18 protein-coding genes are annotated in these 17014 nt (G+C 62.4%); 8 read left to right on the forward strand and 10 right to left on the reverse strand.

What is annotated here, in order from left to right; genetic code table 11:
- The first annotated feature begins 88 nt into the window (after window positions 1–88).
- The 4 genes from JYG36_RS10085 (at window position 89) to JYG36_RS10100 (ending at window position 4094) form a co-directional block, all read left to right on the forward strand.
- Window positions 89–694 (forward strand): MiaE family protein, encoded by a 606-nt coding sequence (locus JYG36_RS10085; protein ID WP_213603782.1) that lies wholly within the window; start codon window positions 89–91, stop codon window positions 692–694.
- A 161-nt stretch (window positions 695–855) separates the two neighbouring features.
- A complete protein-coding gene (locus tag JYG36_RS10090) occupies window positions 856–1329 on the forward strand; it encodes a MarR family winged helix-turn-helix transcriptional regulator (protein ID WP_093381004.1) in 474 nt (157 codons plus the stop codon).
- 39 nt (window positions 1330–1368) lie between these two features.
- Window positions 1369–2565, forward strand: a complete 1197-nt coding sequence (locus JYG36_RS10095; RefSeq protein WP_093381006.1) for an HlyD family secretion protein — start codon at window positions 1369–1371, stop codon at window positions 2563–2565.
- A complete protein-coding gene (locus tag JYG36_RS10100; protein WP_213603784.1) occupies window positions 2562–4094 on the forward strand; it encodes a DHA2 family efflux MFS transporter permease subunit in 1533 nt (510 codons plus the stop codon). Before JYG36_RS10095 ends, JYG36_RS10100 begins: the two co-directional genes overlap by 4 nt.
- 63 nt (window positions 4095–4157) lie before the next feature.
- Here JYG36_RS10100 and lpxH read toward each other — a convergent pair whose 3' ends face one another.
- Together lpxH and JYG36_RS10110 are read right to left on the reverse strand one after the other, a co-directional pair.
- Window positions 4158–4880, reverse strand: a complete 723-nt coding sequence (lpxH, locus tag JYG36_RS10105; RefSeq protein WP_045194702.1) for a UDP-2,3-diacylglucosamine diphosphatase — start codon at window positions 4878–4880, stop codon at window positions 4158–4160.
- Window positions 4877–5380 (reverse strand): peptidylprolyl isomerase, encoded by a 504-nt coding sequence (locus JYG36_RS10110; protein WP_045194699.1) that lies wholly within the window; start codon window positions 5378–5380, stop codon window positions 4877–4879. Before JYG36_RS10110 ends, lpxH begins: the two co-directional genes overlap by 4 nt.
- Before the next feature lie 216 nt (window positions 5381–5596).
- Between JYG36_RS10110 and JYG36_RS10115 the strand changes: the two genes are divergently transcribed.
- Together JYG36_RS10115 and cysS are read left to right on the forward strand one after the other, a co-directional pair.
- On the forward strand, window positions 5597–7300 hold the full coding sequence (locus tag JYG36_RS10115; protein ID WP_045194697.1) for a glutamine--tRNA ligase/YqeY domain fusion protein: 1704 nt from the start codon (window positions 5597–5599) through the stop codon (window positions 7298–7300).
- Window positions 7301–7309: 9 nt separating this feature from the next.
- Window positions 7310–8692, forward strand: a complete 1383-nt coding sequence (gene cysS / locus JYG36_RS10120; RefSeq protein WP_045194695.1) for a cysteine--tRNA ligase — start codon at window positions 7310–7312, stop codon at window positions 8690–8692.
- Between the two features lie 75 nt (window positions 8693–8767).
- Here the strand turns inward: cysS and JYG36_RS10125 are convergent, their stop codons facing one another.
- The 4 genes from JYG36_RS10125 to JYG36_RS10140 all read right to left on the reverse strand — a co-directional run bounded on the left by JYG36_RS10125 (window position 8768) and on the right by JYG36_RS10140 (window position 12801).
- Complete coding sequence (locus tag JYG36_RS10125) at window positions 8768–10156, reverse strand: sensor histidine kinase (RefSeq protein ID WP_213603785.1); 1389 nt, start codon at window positions 10154–10156, stop codon at window positions 8768–8770.
- Window positions 10134–10814 carry a response regulator transcription factor gene (locus tag JYG36_RS10130; protein ID WP_045194691.1) on the reverse strand — a complete coding sequence of 227 codons (681 nt, stop codon included), beginning with the start codon at window positions 10812–10814 and terminating at the stop codon, window positions 10134–10136. Before JYG36_RS10130 ends, JYG36_RS10125 begins: the two co-directional genes overlap by 23 nt.
- A 200-nt stretch (window positions 10815–11014) precedes the next feature.
- Window positions 11015–12034, reverse strand: coding sequence for a branched-chain amino acid aminotransferase (locus JYG36_RS10135; protein ID WP_093381010.1), 1020 nt, complete (start codon window positions 12032–12034; stop codon window positions 11015–11017).
- Between the two features lie 131 nt (window positions 12035–12165).
- A complete protein-coding gene (locus JYG36_RS10140; RefSeq protein ID WP_213603787.1) occupies window positions 12166–12801 on the reverse strand; it encodes a LysE family translocator in 636 nt (211 codons plus the stop codon).
- 133 nt (window positions 12802–12934) lie between these two features.
- On the opposite strand from JYG36_RS10140, the gene JYG36_RS10145 reads away from it, so the two are divergent.
- Window positions 12935–13435 carry an Lrp/AsnC family transcriptional regulator gene (locus JYG36_RS10145; protein WP_045194685.1) on the forward strand — a complete coding sequence of 167 codons (501 nt, stop codon included), beginning with the start codon at window positions 12935–12937 and terminating at the stop codon, window positions 13433–13435.
- Between the two features lie 194 nt (window positions 13436–13629).
- Window positions 13630–14160, forward strand: a complete 531-nt coding sequence (locus JYG36_RS10150; RefSeq protein WP_093387444.1) for a cysteine hydrolase family protein — start codon at window positions 13630–13632, stop codon at window positions 14158–14160.
- Here the strand turns inward: JYG36_RS10150 and JYG36_RS10155 are convergent.
- The 4 genes from JYG36_RS10155 to JYG36_RS10170 form a co-directional block, all read right to left on the reverse strand.
- Entirely contained in the window at window positions 14137–15744 is a 1608-nt protein-coding gene (locus JYG36_RS10155) for an ABC-F family ATP-binding cassette domain-containing protein (protein WP_213603789.1), read from the reverse strand. The two genes, JYG36_RS10150 and JYG36_RS10155, sit on opposite strands and share 24 nt — an antisense overlap.
- Window positions 15745–15925: 181 nt before the next feature.
- Window positions 15926–16168, reverse strand: coding sequence for a hypothetical protein (locus JYG36_RS10160; RefSeq protein ID WP_045194678.1), 243 nt, complete (start codon window positions 16166–16168; stop codon window positions 15926–15928).
- Window positions 16169–16182: 14 nt separating this feature from the next.
- A complete protein-coding gene (locus JYG36_RS10165) occupies window positions 16183–16422 on the reverse strand; it encodes a hypothetical protein (protein WP_045194676.1) in 240 nt (79 codons plus the stop codon).
- A gap of 343 nt (window positions 16423–16765) precedes the next feature.
- Entirely contained in the window at window positions 16766–17008 is a 243-nt protein-coding gene (locus JYG36_RS10170; RefSeq protein WP_213603791.1) for a hypothetical protein, read from the reverse strand.
- Window positions 17009–17014 lie beyond the last annotated feature (6 nt).

Here is a 17014-nt window from a genome sequence, read left to right on the forward strand (position 1 = left end):
ATATGTATCAAGCATAGTTCACTGGTGATCGGCGCTGCTGCCGGTATAATCGCCGGTCTTGCCGTTTGCCCTGCCTGTTTGTGAGCCTATGTCCCTTATCCCTGAAATCGAAGCCTTCCTTGGTTGCCGTACCCCTGATGCCTGGGTCCAGGCGGCGCTCGCCGACCAGGAAACCCTGCTGATCGATCACAAGAACTGCGAGTTCAAGGCTGCCAGCACCGCGCTGAGCCTGATGGCCAAGTACAACACGCACCTGGACCTGATCAACATGATGTCGCGCCTGGCCCGCGAAGAGCTGGTGCACCATGAGCAGGTACTGCGCCTGATGAAGCGGCGCAAGATCGCCCTGCGGCCGTTGTCGGCCGGGCGCTATGCCTCGGGCCTGCGCCGGGTGGTGCGCACCCACGAGCCGGTGAAGCTGGTCGACACCCTGGTGGTCGGCGCCTTTATCGAGGCGCGCAGTTGCGAGCGCTTTGCCGCCCTGGTGCCGCACCTGGATGAAGAGCTGGGCAAGTTCTATCACGGCCTGCTCAACAGCGAAGCGCGGCATTATCAGGGTTACCTCAAGCTTGCCCATCAATACGGCGATGGCGCAGATATCGAGCGGGTGGTGGAGAAGGTCAGGGCGGTCGAGGCCGACCTGATCAGCAGCCCGGATGAAGAGTTCCGTTTTCATAGCGGCGTGCCGGTTTGATTATTCACTTCTTTTGAATGCCTGATCGCGGTGCGGCGACCCGACTTGCCCCGCGATTGCCTTCTATCGACAAAATAATAAGCTAGCTAATTAATGCCTTGACGTTAGCTGCCTAAGCAGTAACATTATGTAACTTACTGCCTAAGCAGGTATCTGTGTCCATGCAGCATTACACCCCGGAAAACTTCCAGAACTGCACCCTCGGCATGCTTCTGGGCCGCACCGCGCTGGTCAAGGACCGCATCATCGACAGCCACATGCAGCCTTACGGCGTGACTGCCGCGCAGTTCAAGGTGCTGATCATCGTCGCCCAATACGGCGTCGACACCCCGGCCGAGCTGTGCCGCTACCTGTCGGTGGACAGCGGCTCGATGACGCGCATGCTCGACCGTCTCGAACAGAAAGACCTGATCATCCGCCGCCGTTGCCCGGACGACCGTCGGCAGATTCGCCTGGGTCTGAGCGAAGAAGGCCAGAAGCTCGCCGACCTGCTGCCACAGATCGGCGCTGCGGCGATGAACGAGCTGGTCGGTGTGCTCGAGCCCAGTGAGCTGGCCACCCTCGAAGCGATCCTGAGCAAGGTGCTGCTGGCCGCCGGCGACACCCTGACGGCCATGCGCCTGGGCGCCAAGTAAGCGCCCATTTCACCCATTCACTCAGCCAAGGTATTAGCAATGGCCACTACTTCTTCTGCGCACGACACCACGCAGGACCTCAACAACCAGCGCAAGCGCAAGACCTGGCTGTTGGCCCTGGCGTTGCTGATCGTCGTCGCCGGCGCTGGCGTCTGGGCCTGGCACGAGCTTTACGGGCGCTGGAGCGAAGAGACCGACGATGCCTATGTCAACGGCAACGTAGTGGAGATCACCCCGCTGGTCACCGGCACTGTGGTCAGCATCGGCGCGGACGATGGCGACCTGGTCCACGAAGGCCAGATGCTGCTCGAATTCGACCCCAGCGATGCCGAGGTCGGCCTGCAGGCCGCCGAGGCCAAGCTGGCGCGTGCGGTGCGCCAGGTGCGTGGCCTGTACAGCAACGTCGATGGCAAGAAGGCCCAGGTGGCTTCGCGCCAGGCCGAGCTGAAAAAAGCGCAGGAGAACTTCAACCGGCGACAAACCCTGGCCGCCGGTGGGGCGATCTCCAAAGAAGAGCTGTCCCATGCCCGCGACGACCTGTCTTCGGCGCAAAGCGCCTTGAATGATGCAAAACAGCAGCTCAACACCACAGCGGCGCTGGTCGATGACACCGTAGTGTCGTCGCACCCCGAGGTGATGGCCGCGGCCGCCGAGCTGCGCCAGGCCTACCTCAACAACGCCCGCACCACCCTGGTGGCGCCGGTCACCGGCTACGTTGCCAAGCGCACCGTGCAGCTTGGCCAGCGCCTGCAACCGGGCACTGCGACCATGGCGGTGATCCCACTCGACCAGCTGTGGATCGACGCCAACTTCAAGGAAACCCAACTGCGCAACATGCGCATTGGCCAGCCGGTCGACATCGTTGCCGACCTGTACGGCAGCGACGTCAAGTACAGCGGCACCATCGACAGCCTCGGCGCCGGCACTGGCAGCGCCTTTGCCCTGTTGCCGGCGCAGAACGCCACCGGCAACTGGATCAAGATCGTCCAGCGGGTGCCGGTGCGTATTCATATCAATGCCGAGCAACTGGCCAAACATCCGCTGCGGATCGGCCTGTCGACCCAGGTCGAGGTCGATCTGCATGACCAGAGCGGCCCGGTGCTGGCCCAGCAGCCGCCGCAGAAGGCCTCGTTCGCCACCCAGGTGTACGACCGTCAACTGGTCGAGGCTGATCGCCTGATCACCAGGCTGATCCATGACAACAGTGCCGGTTCCAGCAAGACGGCGCAGCGATGAGCGCCAATCAGGCTTCCTTTACCCCGCCAAGCCTGTTGCTGACCACCATCGGCCTGTCACTGGCGACCTTCATGCAGGTGCTCGACACCACCATCGCCAACGTGGCATTGCCGACTATTTCCGGCAACCTCGGCGTCAGTTCGGAGCAGGGCACCTGGGTCATTACCTCGTTTGCGGTGAGCAACGCCATTGCCTTGCCGCTGACCGGCTGGCTGAGCCGGCGCTTCGGTGAGGTCAAGCTGTTCATCTGGGCCACGCTGCTGTTCGTGCTGGCTTCGTTTCTCTGCGGCATTGCCCAGTCGATGCCCGAGCTGGTCGGCTTTCGCGTGCTCCAGGGCATCGTTGCCGGGCCGCTGTATCCGATGACCCAGACCCTGCTGATCGCAGTCTATCCGCCGGCCAAGCGCGGCATGGCCCTGGCGTTATTGGCGATGGTCACGGTGGTGGCGCCGATTGCCGGGCCGATTCTCGGCGGCTGGATCACCGACAGCTACAGCTGGCCGTGGATCTTCTTCATCAACGTGCCGATCGGCCTGTTCGCCGCCGCCGTGGTGCGCCAGCAGATGCGCACGCGCCCGGTCAGCACCAGCCGCCAGCCGATGGACTACATTGGCCTGCTGAGCCTGATCATCGGCGTCGGCGCCTTGCAGATCGTGCTCGACAAGGGCAATGACCTGGATTGGTTCGAGTCGAATTTCATCGTCATCGGCAGCCTGATCTCGGTGGTGTTCCTGGCGGTGTTCATCATCTGGGAGCTGACCGACAAGCACCCGGTGGTCAACCTGCGGCTGTTTGTGCACCGCAACTTTCGCATCGGCACCATCGTGCTGGTCGGCGGCTATGCCGGCTTCTTCGGCATCAATCTGATCCTGCCGCAGTGGCTGCAGACGCAGATGGGCTACACCGCCACCTGGGCAGGCCTGGCGGTGGCGCCGATCGGCCTGTTGCCGGTGCTGATGTCGCCGTTTGTCGGCAAGTACGCGCACAAGTTTGACCTGCGGGTGCTGGCGGGGCTGGCGTTCCTGGCGATTGGCACCAGTTGCTTCATGCGTGCCGGTTTCACCAACGAAGTCGACTTCCAGCACATCGCCCTGGTGCAATTGTTCATGGGGATCGGCGTGGCGCTGTTCTTCATGCCGACCTTGAGCATCCTGCTCTCCGACCTGCCGCCGCACCAGATCGCCGACGGCTCGGGGCTGGCGACCTTCCTGCGGACCCTGGGCGGCAGTTTTGCCGCGTCGCTGACCACCTGGATCTGGATTCGCCGGGCAGACCAGCACCATGCCTACCTGAGCGAGAGCATCAGCAACTACGAGCCTGCGACCCGCGAGGCGTTGAACCAGCTGGGCGGGGCGAGCGGGCAGTCGTATGCGCAGCTGGAGCGGATGCTCAGCAGTCAGGCGTACATGATGTCGACGGTGGATTACTTCACCCTGATGGGCTGGATTTTCGCAGGCTTGATATTACTGGTGTGGCTGGCCAAGCCGCCGTTTGCGGCCAAGGCCGGGCCGGCGTCGGCGGGGCACTGATAATCGCGGGGCAAGCCCGCTCCTACCAGGAATGTAGGAGCGGGCTTGCCCCGCGATCAGTCTTCAGGGAAAAGCAAAAGGCTGCAGTTGAAACCCTTGCTCGTCCACCTCCAGCGCCCAGCCTTGGCGGTCCCAATCGCCCAGCACGATACGCCGCGCCGGTTGATCGCCGACCACCAGCTTGTGAATCGCCGGCCGATGGGTGTGGCCATGCACCAGGGTGCGCACACCGTATTGCTGCATGATCCGCGGCACTTCCTCGGCGGTCACGTCGACAATGTCGTTGGCCTTCATCCGCGTCTGTGCCCGGCTTTCGCTACGCAGCTTGCGTGCAAGCTTCTGCCGGGTGCTCAGCGGCAGATGCCGAAGAATCCACAGGCTCAACGGGTTGCGCAGGTAACGGCGCATCTTCATGTAGGCCAGGTCGCGGGTGCACAGGCTGTCGCCGTGCATCAGCAACACCGGCTCGCCGCCCATCTCGACCACGCTCGGGTCGGCCAGCAGGGTGCAGCCAGCGGCCTTGCAAAAGGCCTGGCCGAGCAGGAAGTCGCGGTTGCCGTGCATCACAAAGACCTGCGTGCCGCTGTCGCTCAAGGCGCGCAGGGCCTGGCAGATCGAGGTCTGGAAGGGCGTCATGGCGTCGTCGCCGATCCATGCCTCGAAAAAATCGCCAAGGATGTACAGCGCCTCGGCGTGCCGCGCACGACCGTCGAGCAGATCAACAAACGCCCGGGTAATGTCCGGGCGTTCTTCTTGCAGGTGCAGATCAGAGATCAGCAGTATCACTCAATGATCTCGGCTTTCTCGATGATCACGTCGTCCTTCGGCACGTCCTGGTGACCGGACTTGGAACCGGTGGCGACTTTCTCGATGGCGTCGACAACCTCGGTACCTTCGGTCACTTTGCCGAATACCGCGTAACCCCAGCCCTGCACGTTCTTGCCGCTGTGGTTGAGGAAGTCGTTGTTCGAGGCGTTGATGAAGAACTGCGCCGAGGCCGAATGCGGCTCCATGGTGCGAGCCATGGCGATGGTGTACTTGTCGTTCTTCAGGCCGTTGTCAGCTTCGTTCTGGATGCTGGCACGCTTGTCACGCTTCTCGTTCATGCCTGGCTCAAAACCGCCGCCCTGGATCATGAAACCCTTGATCACACGGTGGAATACGGTGTTGCTGTAGTGGCCAGCGTTAACGTATTCGATGAAGTTGGCCACGGTGATCGGGGCTTTCTCGGCGTTCAGCTCGATGACGATGTCACCGTGGTTGGTAGTCAGTTTGACTTTGGACATGCTTGAAACTCGCTCTGTTCGGGGGTTTTGCGGTGGTGTAGCTTCAAGCTTCAAGTGGCAAGCTGCAAGAAAAAGCGCACGGCGTTCGTCTTGGAGCGTGTTGCTTGTAGCTTGAAGCTGCTATTTGACCTGTCGGCAGCTCGACCGCTTCGGCTATGATAAGCGCTTTGATTCAGTCGGCCTACCCAGGCCGTGCACCCCGTATTCAAGGATCCTATGAGCAAGCCCACTGCCGACACCGCTCCCAACGCCGCTGCCAAAGGCGCTCCCGCCATCCCTGCGAACTTCCTGCGTCCGATCGTGCAGGCAGACCTGGACTCGGGCAAGCACAGCAGCATCGTCACCCGTTTCCCGCCAGAGCCCAACGGTTACCTGCACATCGGCCATGCCAAGTCGATCTGCGTGAACTTCGGCCTGGCCCAGGAATTCGGTGGGGCCTGTCACCTGCGTTTCGATGACACCAACCCGGCCAAAGAGGACCAGGAGTACATCGACGCGATCCAGAGCGACATCAAGTGGCTGGGCTTCGAGTGGACCGGCCCGGTGCGCTACGCTTCGCAATATTTCGACCAGTTGCACGACTGGGCGGTCGAGCTGATCAAGGCCGGCAAGGCCTACGTCTGCGACCTGACCCCGGAGCAGGCCAAGGAATACCGTGGCAACCTGACTACCCCTGGCCAGAACAGCCCGTTCCGCGAGCGCTCGGTTGCAGACAACCTCGACCTGTTCGCGCGCATGAAAGCCGGTGAGTTCAAGGATGGCGAGCGCGTGCTGCGGGCCAAGATCGACATGGCCTCGCCGAACATGAACCTGCGCGACCCGATCCTCTACCGCATTCGTCATGCCCATCACCACCAGACCGGTGATGCCTGGTGCATCTACCCCAACTACGACTTCACCCACGGTCAGTCGGATGCCATCGAAGGCATCACCCACTCGATCTGCACCCTCGAGTTCGAAGGCCATCGCCCGCTCTACGAGTGGTTCCTCGACAACCTGCCGGTGCCGGCCAAGCCGCGCCAGTACGAGTTCAGCCGCCTGAACCTGAACTACACCATCACCAGCAAGCGCAAGCTCAAGCAACTGGTCGATGAGCAGCACGTCAACGGCTGGGACGACCCGCGCATGTCGACCCTGTCGGGTTTCCGCCGTCGCGGCTACACCCCGGCGTCGATCCGCAACTTCTGCGAAATGGTCGGTACCAACCGCTCCGACGGCGTGGTCGACATGTCGATGCTCGAATTCAGCATCCGTGACGACCTTGACCGCACCGCGCCACGCGCCATGTGCGTGCTGCGCCCGCTGAAAGTGGTCATTACCAATTACCCGGAAGGCCAGGTCGAGAACCTCGAACTGCCGCGCCACCCCAAAGAAGACATGGGCGTGCGCGCACTGCCATTCGCCCGCGAAATCTACATCGACCGCGACGACTTCATGGAAGAGCCGCCCAAGGGCTACAAGCGCCTGGAGCCGGCCGGTGAAGTGCGCCTGCGCGGCAGCTACGTGATCCGCGCCGACGAGGCGATCAAGGACGCTGACGGCAACATCGTCGAGCTGCGCTGCTCGTACGACCCCGACACCCTGGGCAAAAACCCTGAAGGCCGCAAGGTCAAGGGCGTGATCCACTGGGTGCCGGCCGCGGCCAGCGTCGAATGCGAAGTACGCCTGTACGACCGCCTGTTCCGCTCGGCCAACCCCGAAAAGACTGAAGATGGCGGCAACTTCCTTGACAACATCAATCCTGATTCGCTGCAGGTGCTGACGGGTTGTCGTGCGGAACCTTCCCTGGGCCAGGCCCAGCCAGAAGACCGCTTCCAGTTCGAGCGCGAAGGCTACTTCTGCGCCGACCTGAAAGACTCCCAGCCGGGTCGCCCGGTGTTCAACCGCACCGTGACCCTGCGCGATTCGTGGGGCAGCTAAGGAACTCTCGTGCTTACCATCTACAACACGCTCAGCAAGACCAAGGAAGTCTTCAAACCGCTTGAAGGCAACAAGGTGCGGATGTACGTCTGCGGCATGACCGTCTACGACTTCTGCCACCTGGGCCACGGGCGCAGCATGGTCGCCTTCGACCTGGTGACCCGCTGGCTGCGTTACAGCGGCTACGACCTGACCTATGTGCGCAACATTACCGACATCGATGACAAGATCATCAACCGGGCCAACGAAAACGGCGAAAGCTTCGACGCCCTGACCGCCCGCATGATCGACGCGATGCACGAAGATGAGCGCCGCCTGAACATCCTGCCGCCGGACCAGGAGCCGCGTGCCACCGACCATATCGCCGGCATGCACGCGATGATCCAGACCCTGATCGACAAGGGCTATGCCTACGCGCCGGGCAACGGCGACGTGTACTACCGGGTCGGCAAGTTCGTCGGCTATGGCAAGCTGTCGCGCAAGAAGATCGAAGACCTGCGCATCGGCGCCCGCATCGAGGTTGACGAAGCCAAGCAGGACCCGCTCGACTTCGTCCTCTGGAAGGGCGTCAAGCCCGGCGAGCCGAGCTGGGAATCGCCCTGGGGTGCGGGCCGTCCGGGCTGGCACATCGAGTGCTCGGTGATGTCCACCTGCTGCCTGGGCGAGAGCTTCGACATTCACGGTGGTGGCAACGACCTGGAGTTCCCGCACCACGAGAACGAAATCGCCCAGAGCGAGGCCGCCACCGGCAAGCAGTACGCCAATTCGTGGATGCACTGCGGCATGATTCGCATCAATGGCGAGAAGATGTCCAAGTCCTTGAACAACTTCTTCACCATTCGCGACGTGCTCGACAAGTATCACCCGGAGGTGGTGCGCTACCTGCTGGTGTCGAGCCACTACCGCAGCTCGATCAACTACTCCGAAGACAGCCTGCGCGAGTCCAAGGGTGCCCTCGAGCGCTTCTACCACGCCCTGCGCGGCTTGCCACGGGTGGCGGCTGCAGGTGGCGAGGAGTACGTCGAGCGCTTCACCGCGGCGATGAACGACGACTTCGGCACCCCTGAAGCCTGCGCCGTGCTGTTCGACCTGGTGCGCGAGATCAACCGCCTGCGCGAGAACGATCCACAGGCCGCTGCCGGCCTGGCCGGTCGCCTGCGCGAACTGGGTGATCTGCTCGGTGTGCTGCAACTGGACGCCGATGACTTCCTGCGTGCCGGCGCCGAAGGCAAGGTCGATGCTGCCGAGGTTGAAGCCTTGATCCAGGCGCGCCTGCAAGCGCGTGCCGACAAGAACTGGGCCGAATCCGACCGCATCCGCGACCAGCTGACCGCCATGGGCGTGGTGCTGGAAGACGGCAAGGGCGGCACGACCTGGCGCTTGGCTGACTAAGTAATCGCGGGTCAAGCCCGCTCCCACAGAAGACTGCAATCCTCTGTGGGAGCGGGCTTGCCCCGCGATGAGGCCCTAACTGACTACACCCGTCCTGCAGTGCAACACCAGTTTCGCCCCACCCAGCTCACTCTCGCCGACCTCCAGTTCAAAGCCATGCAGGTCAACGATCGCCGCCACAATCGACAGGCCCAGCCCGAACCCCGGGTGACGCTGGCCTTCCTCACTGCGATAAAAGCGCTTCAACACCGCCCCACGCTCGTCCACGGGAATCCCCGGGCCGCTGTCGTGCACCTCGATATGCAAGCCCTTGGCATCGCTCAACGCGCGCATCAGCACCTGGCCCTGGGCCGGGGTGAACTTGATCGCGTTGCCGACCAGGTTGGCCAGCGCCTCGAACAGCAACTCGCGATCACCGTGCAGCGCCGGCAATTGTTCGGGCATTTCCAGGGTTAGTCCAATCTCGCCGTCTTCGGCCAGCGGCAGGTAGAAGTCGTGCAGCTCCTGCAGCAGCCCGTGCGGGTCAAGCTCGACAAACCCGGCGCGGCGCTGGCGGTCTTCCAGCTCGCTGATGCGCAGCAACCCGCGAAAGCGCGCCATCAGCGTGTCGGTTTCGCCAATCGCCTGTTCCAGTGCTTCGGCCTGCGGCGAATCATCGCCGGCCTGCTGGCGGATGCGGTAGAGCTGGGCGCGCAGGCGGGTCAGCGGGGTGCGCAGGTCGTGGGCGATGTTGTCACAGACGCCTTTGACTTCATGCATCAGGCGCTCGATGCGGTCGAGCATGGCGTTGACGATGGCCGCCAGCATGTCCAGCTCGTCGCGCCGCGACGACAACGGCAGGCGCCGGGTCAGGTCGCCGGAAACAATCTGCTCGGCGCTGGCCTGGATCGCGCGGATACGCTTGAGCGGCCTGCGCCGCAGCAGGTACCAGCCGGCGATGCCGGGAATGATGGTCAGCGACAGGCCCCAGAGCAGGGCGTGGAGGATGATCCGGGTGACCACGAACAGCGAGCCGTTGTCGCGCACCAGCACCAGCCAGCGGCCATCGCGGACCTTGATCGCCACTGCATCGCAGCTGTCACGGGGCAGGTGCGGGTCGTCGGCGTCCAGGCAGCGGCTCAGTTCGTGGATCTTGCCGTCCAGGCCGAGTTCGGGCGGGATCTGGCGAACCTGCCCGCCGAGCGCATTGAACTGCGCGTCGAACAGCCCATAGGCATCAAAACTGCGCTCTTCGAAGGCCTGGCTGGCAATCAGCGCATCATCGAGCTGCTTGCCGCTCATGTGCGCGAACAGGTGCTGGCGCTGCAGCAGGGAGTGGCGGGTGAGCTTGTTCAGGTAGCCTGATACCTCGAAGTACAGCACCCCCATGAGGATGCTGCTCCAGGCCACGAACAGAAAGCTGTACAGCGCCAGCAGGCGGCTGGTGGACGAGCTCCAGCCCTTAGACGGGTTCGGCAATGGCATAGCCCGAGCCCCGCACGGTGCGAATCAGCGGTGTCTGGCCGGCGGCGTCGATCTTCTTGCGCAAGCGTCCGATGTGCACGTCGATCAGGTTGGTGCCCGGGTCGAAGTGATAGCCCCAGACTTCCTCGAAAATCATCATCCGGGTAATCACCTGGCCAGCGTGACGCATGAGAAATTCCAGCAGCTTGTACTCGGTGGGCAGCAGGTTGAGGGTCTGCTCGCCGCGCTTGGCCTCGTGGCTGATCAAATCCAGCTCAAGGTCGGCAACCTGCAGGCGGGTCTGCGCCAGCGGCACGCTGTTGCGGCGCAACAGCACCTCGACGCGGGCGGCCATTTCATCGGAGGCGAACGGCTTGGTCAGGTAGTCATCACCGCCGGCGCGCAGGCCACGGACCCGTTCGTCGACATCCGAAAGGGCGCTGATCATCAGGATCGGCGTGGCGATCTTCAGGGTGCGCAGGGTGGTGACGATGGTCAGGCCGTCGACTTCCGGCAGCATCCGGTCCAGGGTGATCAGGTCGTAGCCACCGGCAATCGCCTTGGCCAGGCCTTCACGGCCGTTGTCGGCCCAATCCACTTCCAGGCCATGGCTGGAAAGCTCGGCGACGATCTCCTGGGCGGTGACAGCGTCGTCTTCGATAGTCAGTACGCGGGGCATGCTTTTACCTGGGCGGCGGGTAGAGACTTGATTGTGCCAAAGAATAGGCGGTGCCCGGGTTAAAGAAAAATTCATCTAGGGAGGAGAGCATCGCGGGTCAAGTCGGATCGCCGCACCGCCGCTCCCACAGGATTTGCGATCACCTGTGGGAGCGGGCTTGACCCGCGATCCGCTTTGGCCCGCGATGGCGGTTCAGCGCATCAGGCGACCTTGACGATCCAGCCCGCCGGGCCTTCGATGTCGCCGCTCTGGATACCGGTCAGCTCGTTGTAGAGCTTCTGGGTAACCGGGCCAACCTCGGTTTCGCTGTAGAACACGTGCAGCTTGTCGCCATACTGGATGCCGCCGATCGGGGTGATCACCGCAGCGGTGCCGCAAGCGCCGGCTTCGACGAAGCGGTCCAGGTTGTTGATCAGCACGTCGCCTTCGATGACCTTCAGGCCCAGGCGCGATTGCGCCAGTTCCATCAGCGACAGGCGGGTAATGCCCGGCAGCACGGAGGCTGACTTCGGCGTGATGAACTCGTTGTTGGCGGTGATGCCGAAGAAGTTGGCCGAACCAACTTCCTCGATCTTGGTGTGGGTCAGCGGGTCAAGGTAGATGCAGTCGGCAAAGCCGGCTTGCTTGGCCTTGTAGCCCGGTTGCAGGCTGGCCGCGTAGTTGCCGCCGACCTTGGCAGCGCCGGTGCCTTGTGGCGCGGCGCGGTCGTAGTCGGAAATCAGGAACTTGTGCGGGGTCATGCCGCCCTTGAAGTACGAGCCGACCGGGATGGCGAAGATCGAGAAGATGAACTCCGGCGCGGTCCGCACGCCGATGTTGTCGCCCACGCCGATGACGAACGGACGCAGGTACAGCGCACCTTTGCCATACGGCGGAATGAAACGCTCGTTGGCCTTGACCACTTGCTTGCAGGCGTCGATGAACTGTTCGGTCGGCACCTGCGGCATCAGCAGGCGGTCGCAGCTGCGCTGCATGCGCAGGGCGTTCTGGTCCGGGCGGAACAGGTTGATCGAGCCGTCCTTGCAGCGGTAGGCCTTCATCCCCTCGAAGCATTGCTGGCCATAATGCAGCGCGGTCGAGCCTTCGCTGATGTGCAACTGGTTGTCTTCGGTCAGGGTGCCCTTGTCCCACTCGCCGTTACGGAAATAGGACAGGTAGCGCTTGTCGGTCTTGATGTAGTCGAAGCCCAGCTTGTCCCAGTTAATGCTTTCGTTACTCATGGCACCCTCGATTCGGTTGCAGATGCCTGCTCAGGCAGGCGGTTCTTATTGCGCACTCGGCCACGATAATACATCCCGTGCAGATCGGGAACGCCCAGTCATAGATTGGACCTTGGTCGCAGTGAAAATCTTCAGCCACCGAGCTGGCGCAGCAGTGCCAGACGCATGCCGAAGCCGATCAGCAGGGTGCCGAACACGCGGTTCTGCAGTTTCTGCTTCCAGAGGCTGGCGGCCAGCCAGCGCCCCAGGCGATCGCCACTCAGGGCATAGAGCCCGTCAAAACCCAGGCCGACCACCACCAGCACCGTGCCGAGCACGGCAAACTGCTGGCCGACCGCAGCGCCGTGCGGGTCGATGAACTGCGGCAACAGCACCGAGCAGAACAGCAGCGCCTTGGGGTTGAGCAGGTTGGTCAACAGGCCCTGGCGCAATGCTGCCTGCCAGTGCCCGCGCTGCTGCACCCCGCTGTGACGCGGCGGCAGCGGCGCAACCGGGGCGCAGAGCAATTGCCAGCCGAGCCAGGCCAGGTAAATACCGCCGGCAATGCTCAGCAGGTCAAACGCCCAGGGGTGGCTGCGTAGCAGGGCGGCCAGGCCCAGTGCCGCCAGGCTTACGTGCGCCGCGCGGGCCAGGGCCAGGCCCAAGGCGGTCACCAGGGCCTGGCGCTTGCCCTGGCTGGCGCCGGTATTAAGCAGCAGGAACATGTCCGGGCCGGGCACCAGGTAGACCACCAGCAAGGCGGCGCAAAACAGGCTGTATTGAGACATGACGGGCTCCTGCGCAAATAACGGGACGAGAAAATTCTAAGCGCGAAAGGCCTGGCAGGTGCTTGCGATTGTTGCGTGTTTGCCTGGCTGTATTGCTATAAACTGCCACGATCTACCGCTCAGAATTAAGATCATGCCAAAACTCACCCTCGACGCTTTTGATCGCAAGATTCTCGAAGCTTTGCAGCGCAATGCCCGCCTGAGCAATGTCGAGCTGGCTGAAGCCATTGGCCTGTCGCCGTCGCCGTGCCTGCGCCGGGTGCGTCTGCTGGAAGAGGCGGGGCTGATCAAGGGCTACGCCGCGCAACTGGACCGCGATGAAGTCGGCCTGGGCCTGACCGTGTTCGTCGGGGTCAAGGTCGAGCGCCACCACGAGCCAGCCGCCCAGGCCTTTCAGCAGGCGGTGCTGGCGCTACCGCAGGTAATTGCCGCGCACCTGGTGTCCGGCGAGTCGGACTTCCTTTTGCAAGTGGTGGTGCCGGACCTGCGCAGCTACGAGCGCTTTCTCATCGACACCTTGCTCAAATTGCCCGGCGTCAGCGATATCCGCAGCAACTTCGCCATCCAGACCGTCAAGGCGCACGGGCCGTTGCCGCTGGATCACCTGGGCCTGGCCGAGGAAAACAAGCGTTGACCGCTGCCTGGCCCGGGCGCATTATCGAGCTATGAAGATTTGCCTGCTGACCTCGTCGCGTACCACTACCACCGCCATACGCGGGGCGGGTACGGCTGCATAACCTTAGGCAGCAGGTAATCCAAGGCCCCGCCAGCAATGGACGGGGCCTTGTCTTTTCTCCGTCCGGGCTGGCCAATCACACGGAGATGAAGATGCAAGCAAAACGCGCACTGCTGGTCCTGGATATGCAAGTGGGTTTGTTCCACGGCCCCGAACAACCCTGGCAGGGTGAGCAGGTGCTCAACCGGATCAACAGCCTGATCGGCGCTGCGCATAACGCCCAGGCAGCGGTTTTTGCGGTTCGCCACACCGGGCCCGAAGGTTCGCCGATTGCCGCCGGCAGCCCCGCGTGGCAGTTGTTGCCGGCCCTGGCGATTGATCCCGCACGCGACACGGTCTTCGATAAAACCCGGCCCAGTGCCTTCTTTGCTACCACGCTGGCCGATCAACTGCGTGAAGCCGCTATCGATGAACTGGTCATCGTCGGCCTCAAGACCCAGTACTGCGTCGACACCAACTGCCGGGTTGCCCGCGAGCTTGGCTTCAACGTCGTACTGGTCAGTGATGCCCACACCTGCATGGACACCCCAGGCTTGCCCGCCGAGGCGATCATCGCCCACCACAACCTGACCCTGGGCGGCGCCTTTGCCCGCCTGCAATCAAGCGCGGATGTGCAGTTCTGAGCCCTCGCCCAGTTGCAGGTAGCCGTCCAGCTCTAGTTGCTGCATGAACACCCGGTCGTGGGACGCAACCAGCAAGGTCCCACGATACTGGCGCAGCATCGCTTCAAGGGCAGCGAGGGAGGGCAGGTCGAGGTGGTTGCTCGGCTCGTCAAGCAACAGCAGGCCCACCGGGGTGTCGCGGTACAGCACCCCGGCCAGGGTTGCCTTGAGCCGTTCGCCGCCGCTGAGCACGCCGCTGGGCAAACTGATGCGCTCGGCGCCCAGGCCCAGTTGCGCCAGGCGCGTACGCAGCAGGCTCTCGTCCGGGTTGGCGCTGGCGCTGCGCAGGTAATCGAGCACCGATTGCCCGGCGGGCAGCAGGCTGCAGTGCTGGTCGAGCAAGGCGACTTCGCTGCGTACTTCACACGTCCCCGCGGCCGGCGCCAATTGCCCGGCCAGTACCTTGAGCAAGGTGGATTTACCGCTGCCATTGGCGCCGACCAGGCCCAGGCGTTCGCCGCTATACAGGCTGAGATCGACCAGGCCTTGGTGGGCGAAGGGTAATTGCAGGTCTTGAAATACGACTACCTGACTGCCGCTCGGTTGTAGCGGCGCGGGCGCATGGATCACGATCGGGCTGGCAGATTCAACCTGCTGCGCCGCATCGCGCACCTGTGCGTTAAGCGCCTGACGCGCCGCCAGATGATCACGCTGCTGTTTGCCGGCAGTGGTTTCGCTGCGTTGCTGCTGGCGGTCGAGAAGGATCTTCGCCTGGTTGGCCGAACGCGCAGCCTTGCTGGCGCGTGACTGCTGGCGCTGCAGGCGCTCGCGCTGTTGCTGCAGCTCGCGGGCCTGGCGCTGGCGTTCGAGCTTGAGGCGTTCCAGGGTGCGTTCGGCCTGCTCGGTCTGCGCGCTTTTGCACTGGGCGTAGACGCTGTAATTGCCGCCGTAGCTGCTCAGGCCCAGGGGCGAGAGTTCGACGATGCGCTCCATGCGCTCAAGCAGCGCGCGGTCATGACTGATCACCAGCAGGCCCTTGTTCCAGCCCTCGAGCAGGGTCATCAGCGCCTCCCGGCTGGTGGCGTCCAGATGGTTGCTGGGTTCGTCGAGGATCAGGTAATCGGCATCACTGACAAAGGCCCCGAGCAGCGCCACGCGCATCGCCTGGCCACCGCTCAGCGCCGCTGCACAGTGCGTCCAGTTCAGTTGCCCCAGGCCATGCAGATCAAGCTGCGCCTGCAGGCGTTCGCGAATGTCCCAGCGCTCGCCGACGCAATCGAAGTCCGCGTCTTGGGTGCTGCCGGCCTCAATGCGCAGCAAGGCATCGATCACCTCGCGTACCTGAGCCAGGTCCGCCACCGTGGCATCGGCATCGGCCAGATGCTGACCCACATAGTGCACCCGGCCACGACGCAAACAGCGGCCTTCGCTGGGCGGCAAGCGCCCGGCCAAAACCTGCGCCAGCAACGACTTGCCCACGCCATTGCGACCGACCAGGCCGGTGCGGCGCTGGTCGAAGGTCTCGACAAGATCGGAAAACAAAAGCCGGCCATCCGGCAAGGCCAGGGTGACGCTGTCCAGCGTCAGGATCGACGTATTCGTCATGCAAAACTCCAAGAAATGCCCGCGACGTCCCCCGCAAAGGGGCTGAAGACTGGCCGTCGCAAAGACGGCGGCATTAATTGCGCATTGGACGAATACCTCGGGGAGATGGGGGAGGGGACAGCTTAGGGCGCAGAGCGGTGCGGGTAAAGAGCTATTCAGTCGGTGTATTGAAGATACTCACTCATTCGTCAGGTTGAAACTTGCGGCGTCCGATGATCAGCGTCGTACCTGCGCAGAATACGAGCACAGGCACTAGGAACAGATCCATTGCCTCCCAATAGCTACCACCCGGTTTGAACAGTAAAGTAATACCTGCAGCCCATAGGAACAACCCTAGCCATTTACGAATCAGGTAGGGCTTCAGGCAGTGATCCAGAAAGGCGATGAGGATCAACGCGTAACATAGCTGGGTAACTTCAGACATGATGTGTGCTCTGCTCAGCCATGCTCTAGGTACTTGCGTCGTGTCATGAAAAGCGCACCGCCGGCTCCAGATATGCAGATGGCGATGAATTCGATGTCCAATGAACCTGCCCGGGTAGGGAGCAGGTAGCTGGCAATCGTGCCGCCGAAAAACAGTACGATGCCACAGCGCTTTCGTAGGCGATAAGGTTTGACTAAGAAGTACAGCAGGTAAAATAGAATCAAGAGGATTGTGTACTGAAGATACTCATTCATGGGGCCAGACCTGCGGTCGGTATGATTATCGAATCAGCTGAAAATTGTGGGCCGATGCCCCCGTCAACACGAGCCTCAATGCTTATGATCAGGTTCCGCGATCACCCTCCGTAACAACGAACTTGGAAACATAGAAAACTATTCCGTGAGGACCGGCGTACTCATAGGTTTTTTCTATCTGCACAACAACCCTCCCTGTGTAATACAGACGTGCCAGGCGCACCTCATCATTGACGTGCAGGGAAAGATGCCCATATCAATTTCGGGCGTTTGCCGTATTGCTCCGGCATGAAGGTAGGACCGATCCCAAATTAGCGGATGACGGTCTGTCGAAGAGGCTCTCTCATTCGCCCCGTTGAAACTTTCGACGTCCCTTGACCAGAGTCATGCCCGCGAATAGTACGAACAAAGGGAACAGTTTCAGATTCAACTCATGCCAATAGAGGCCGCCCGGCACAAACTGCAATGTAACGGCGGCTATCATCAACGCCAGGCCCAGCCATTTGCGGAGTAAATAGGGTTTAAGGCAATGATCCATAAATGAAATCAGGATCAGTGCGTAGCACAGTTGGGTAACGTCAGACACGAGTGG

The organism is Pseudomonas sp. SORT22 (genome assembly GCF_018417635.1).
Lineage (GTDB): Bacteria > Pseudomonadota > Gammaproteobacteria > Pseudomonadales > Pseudomonadaceae > Aquipseudomonas.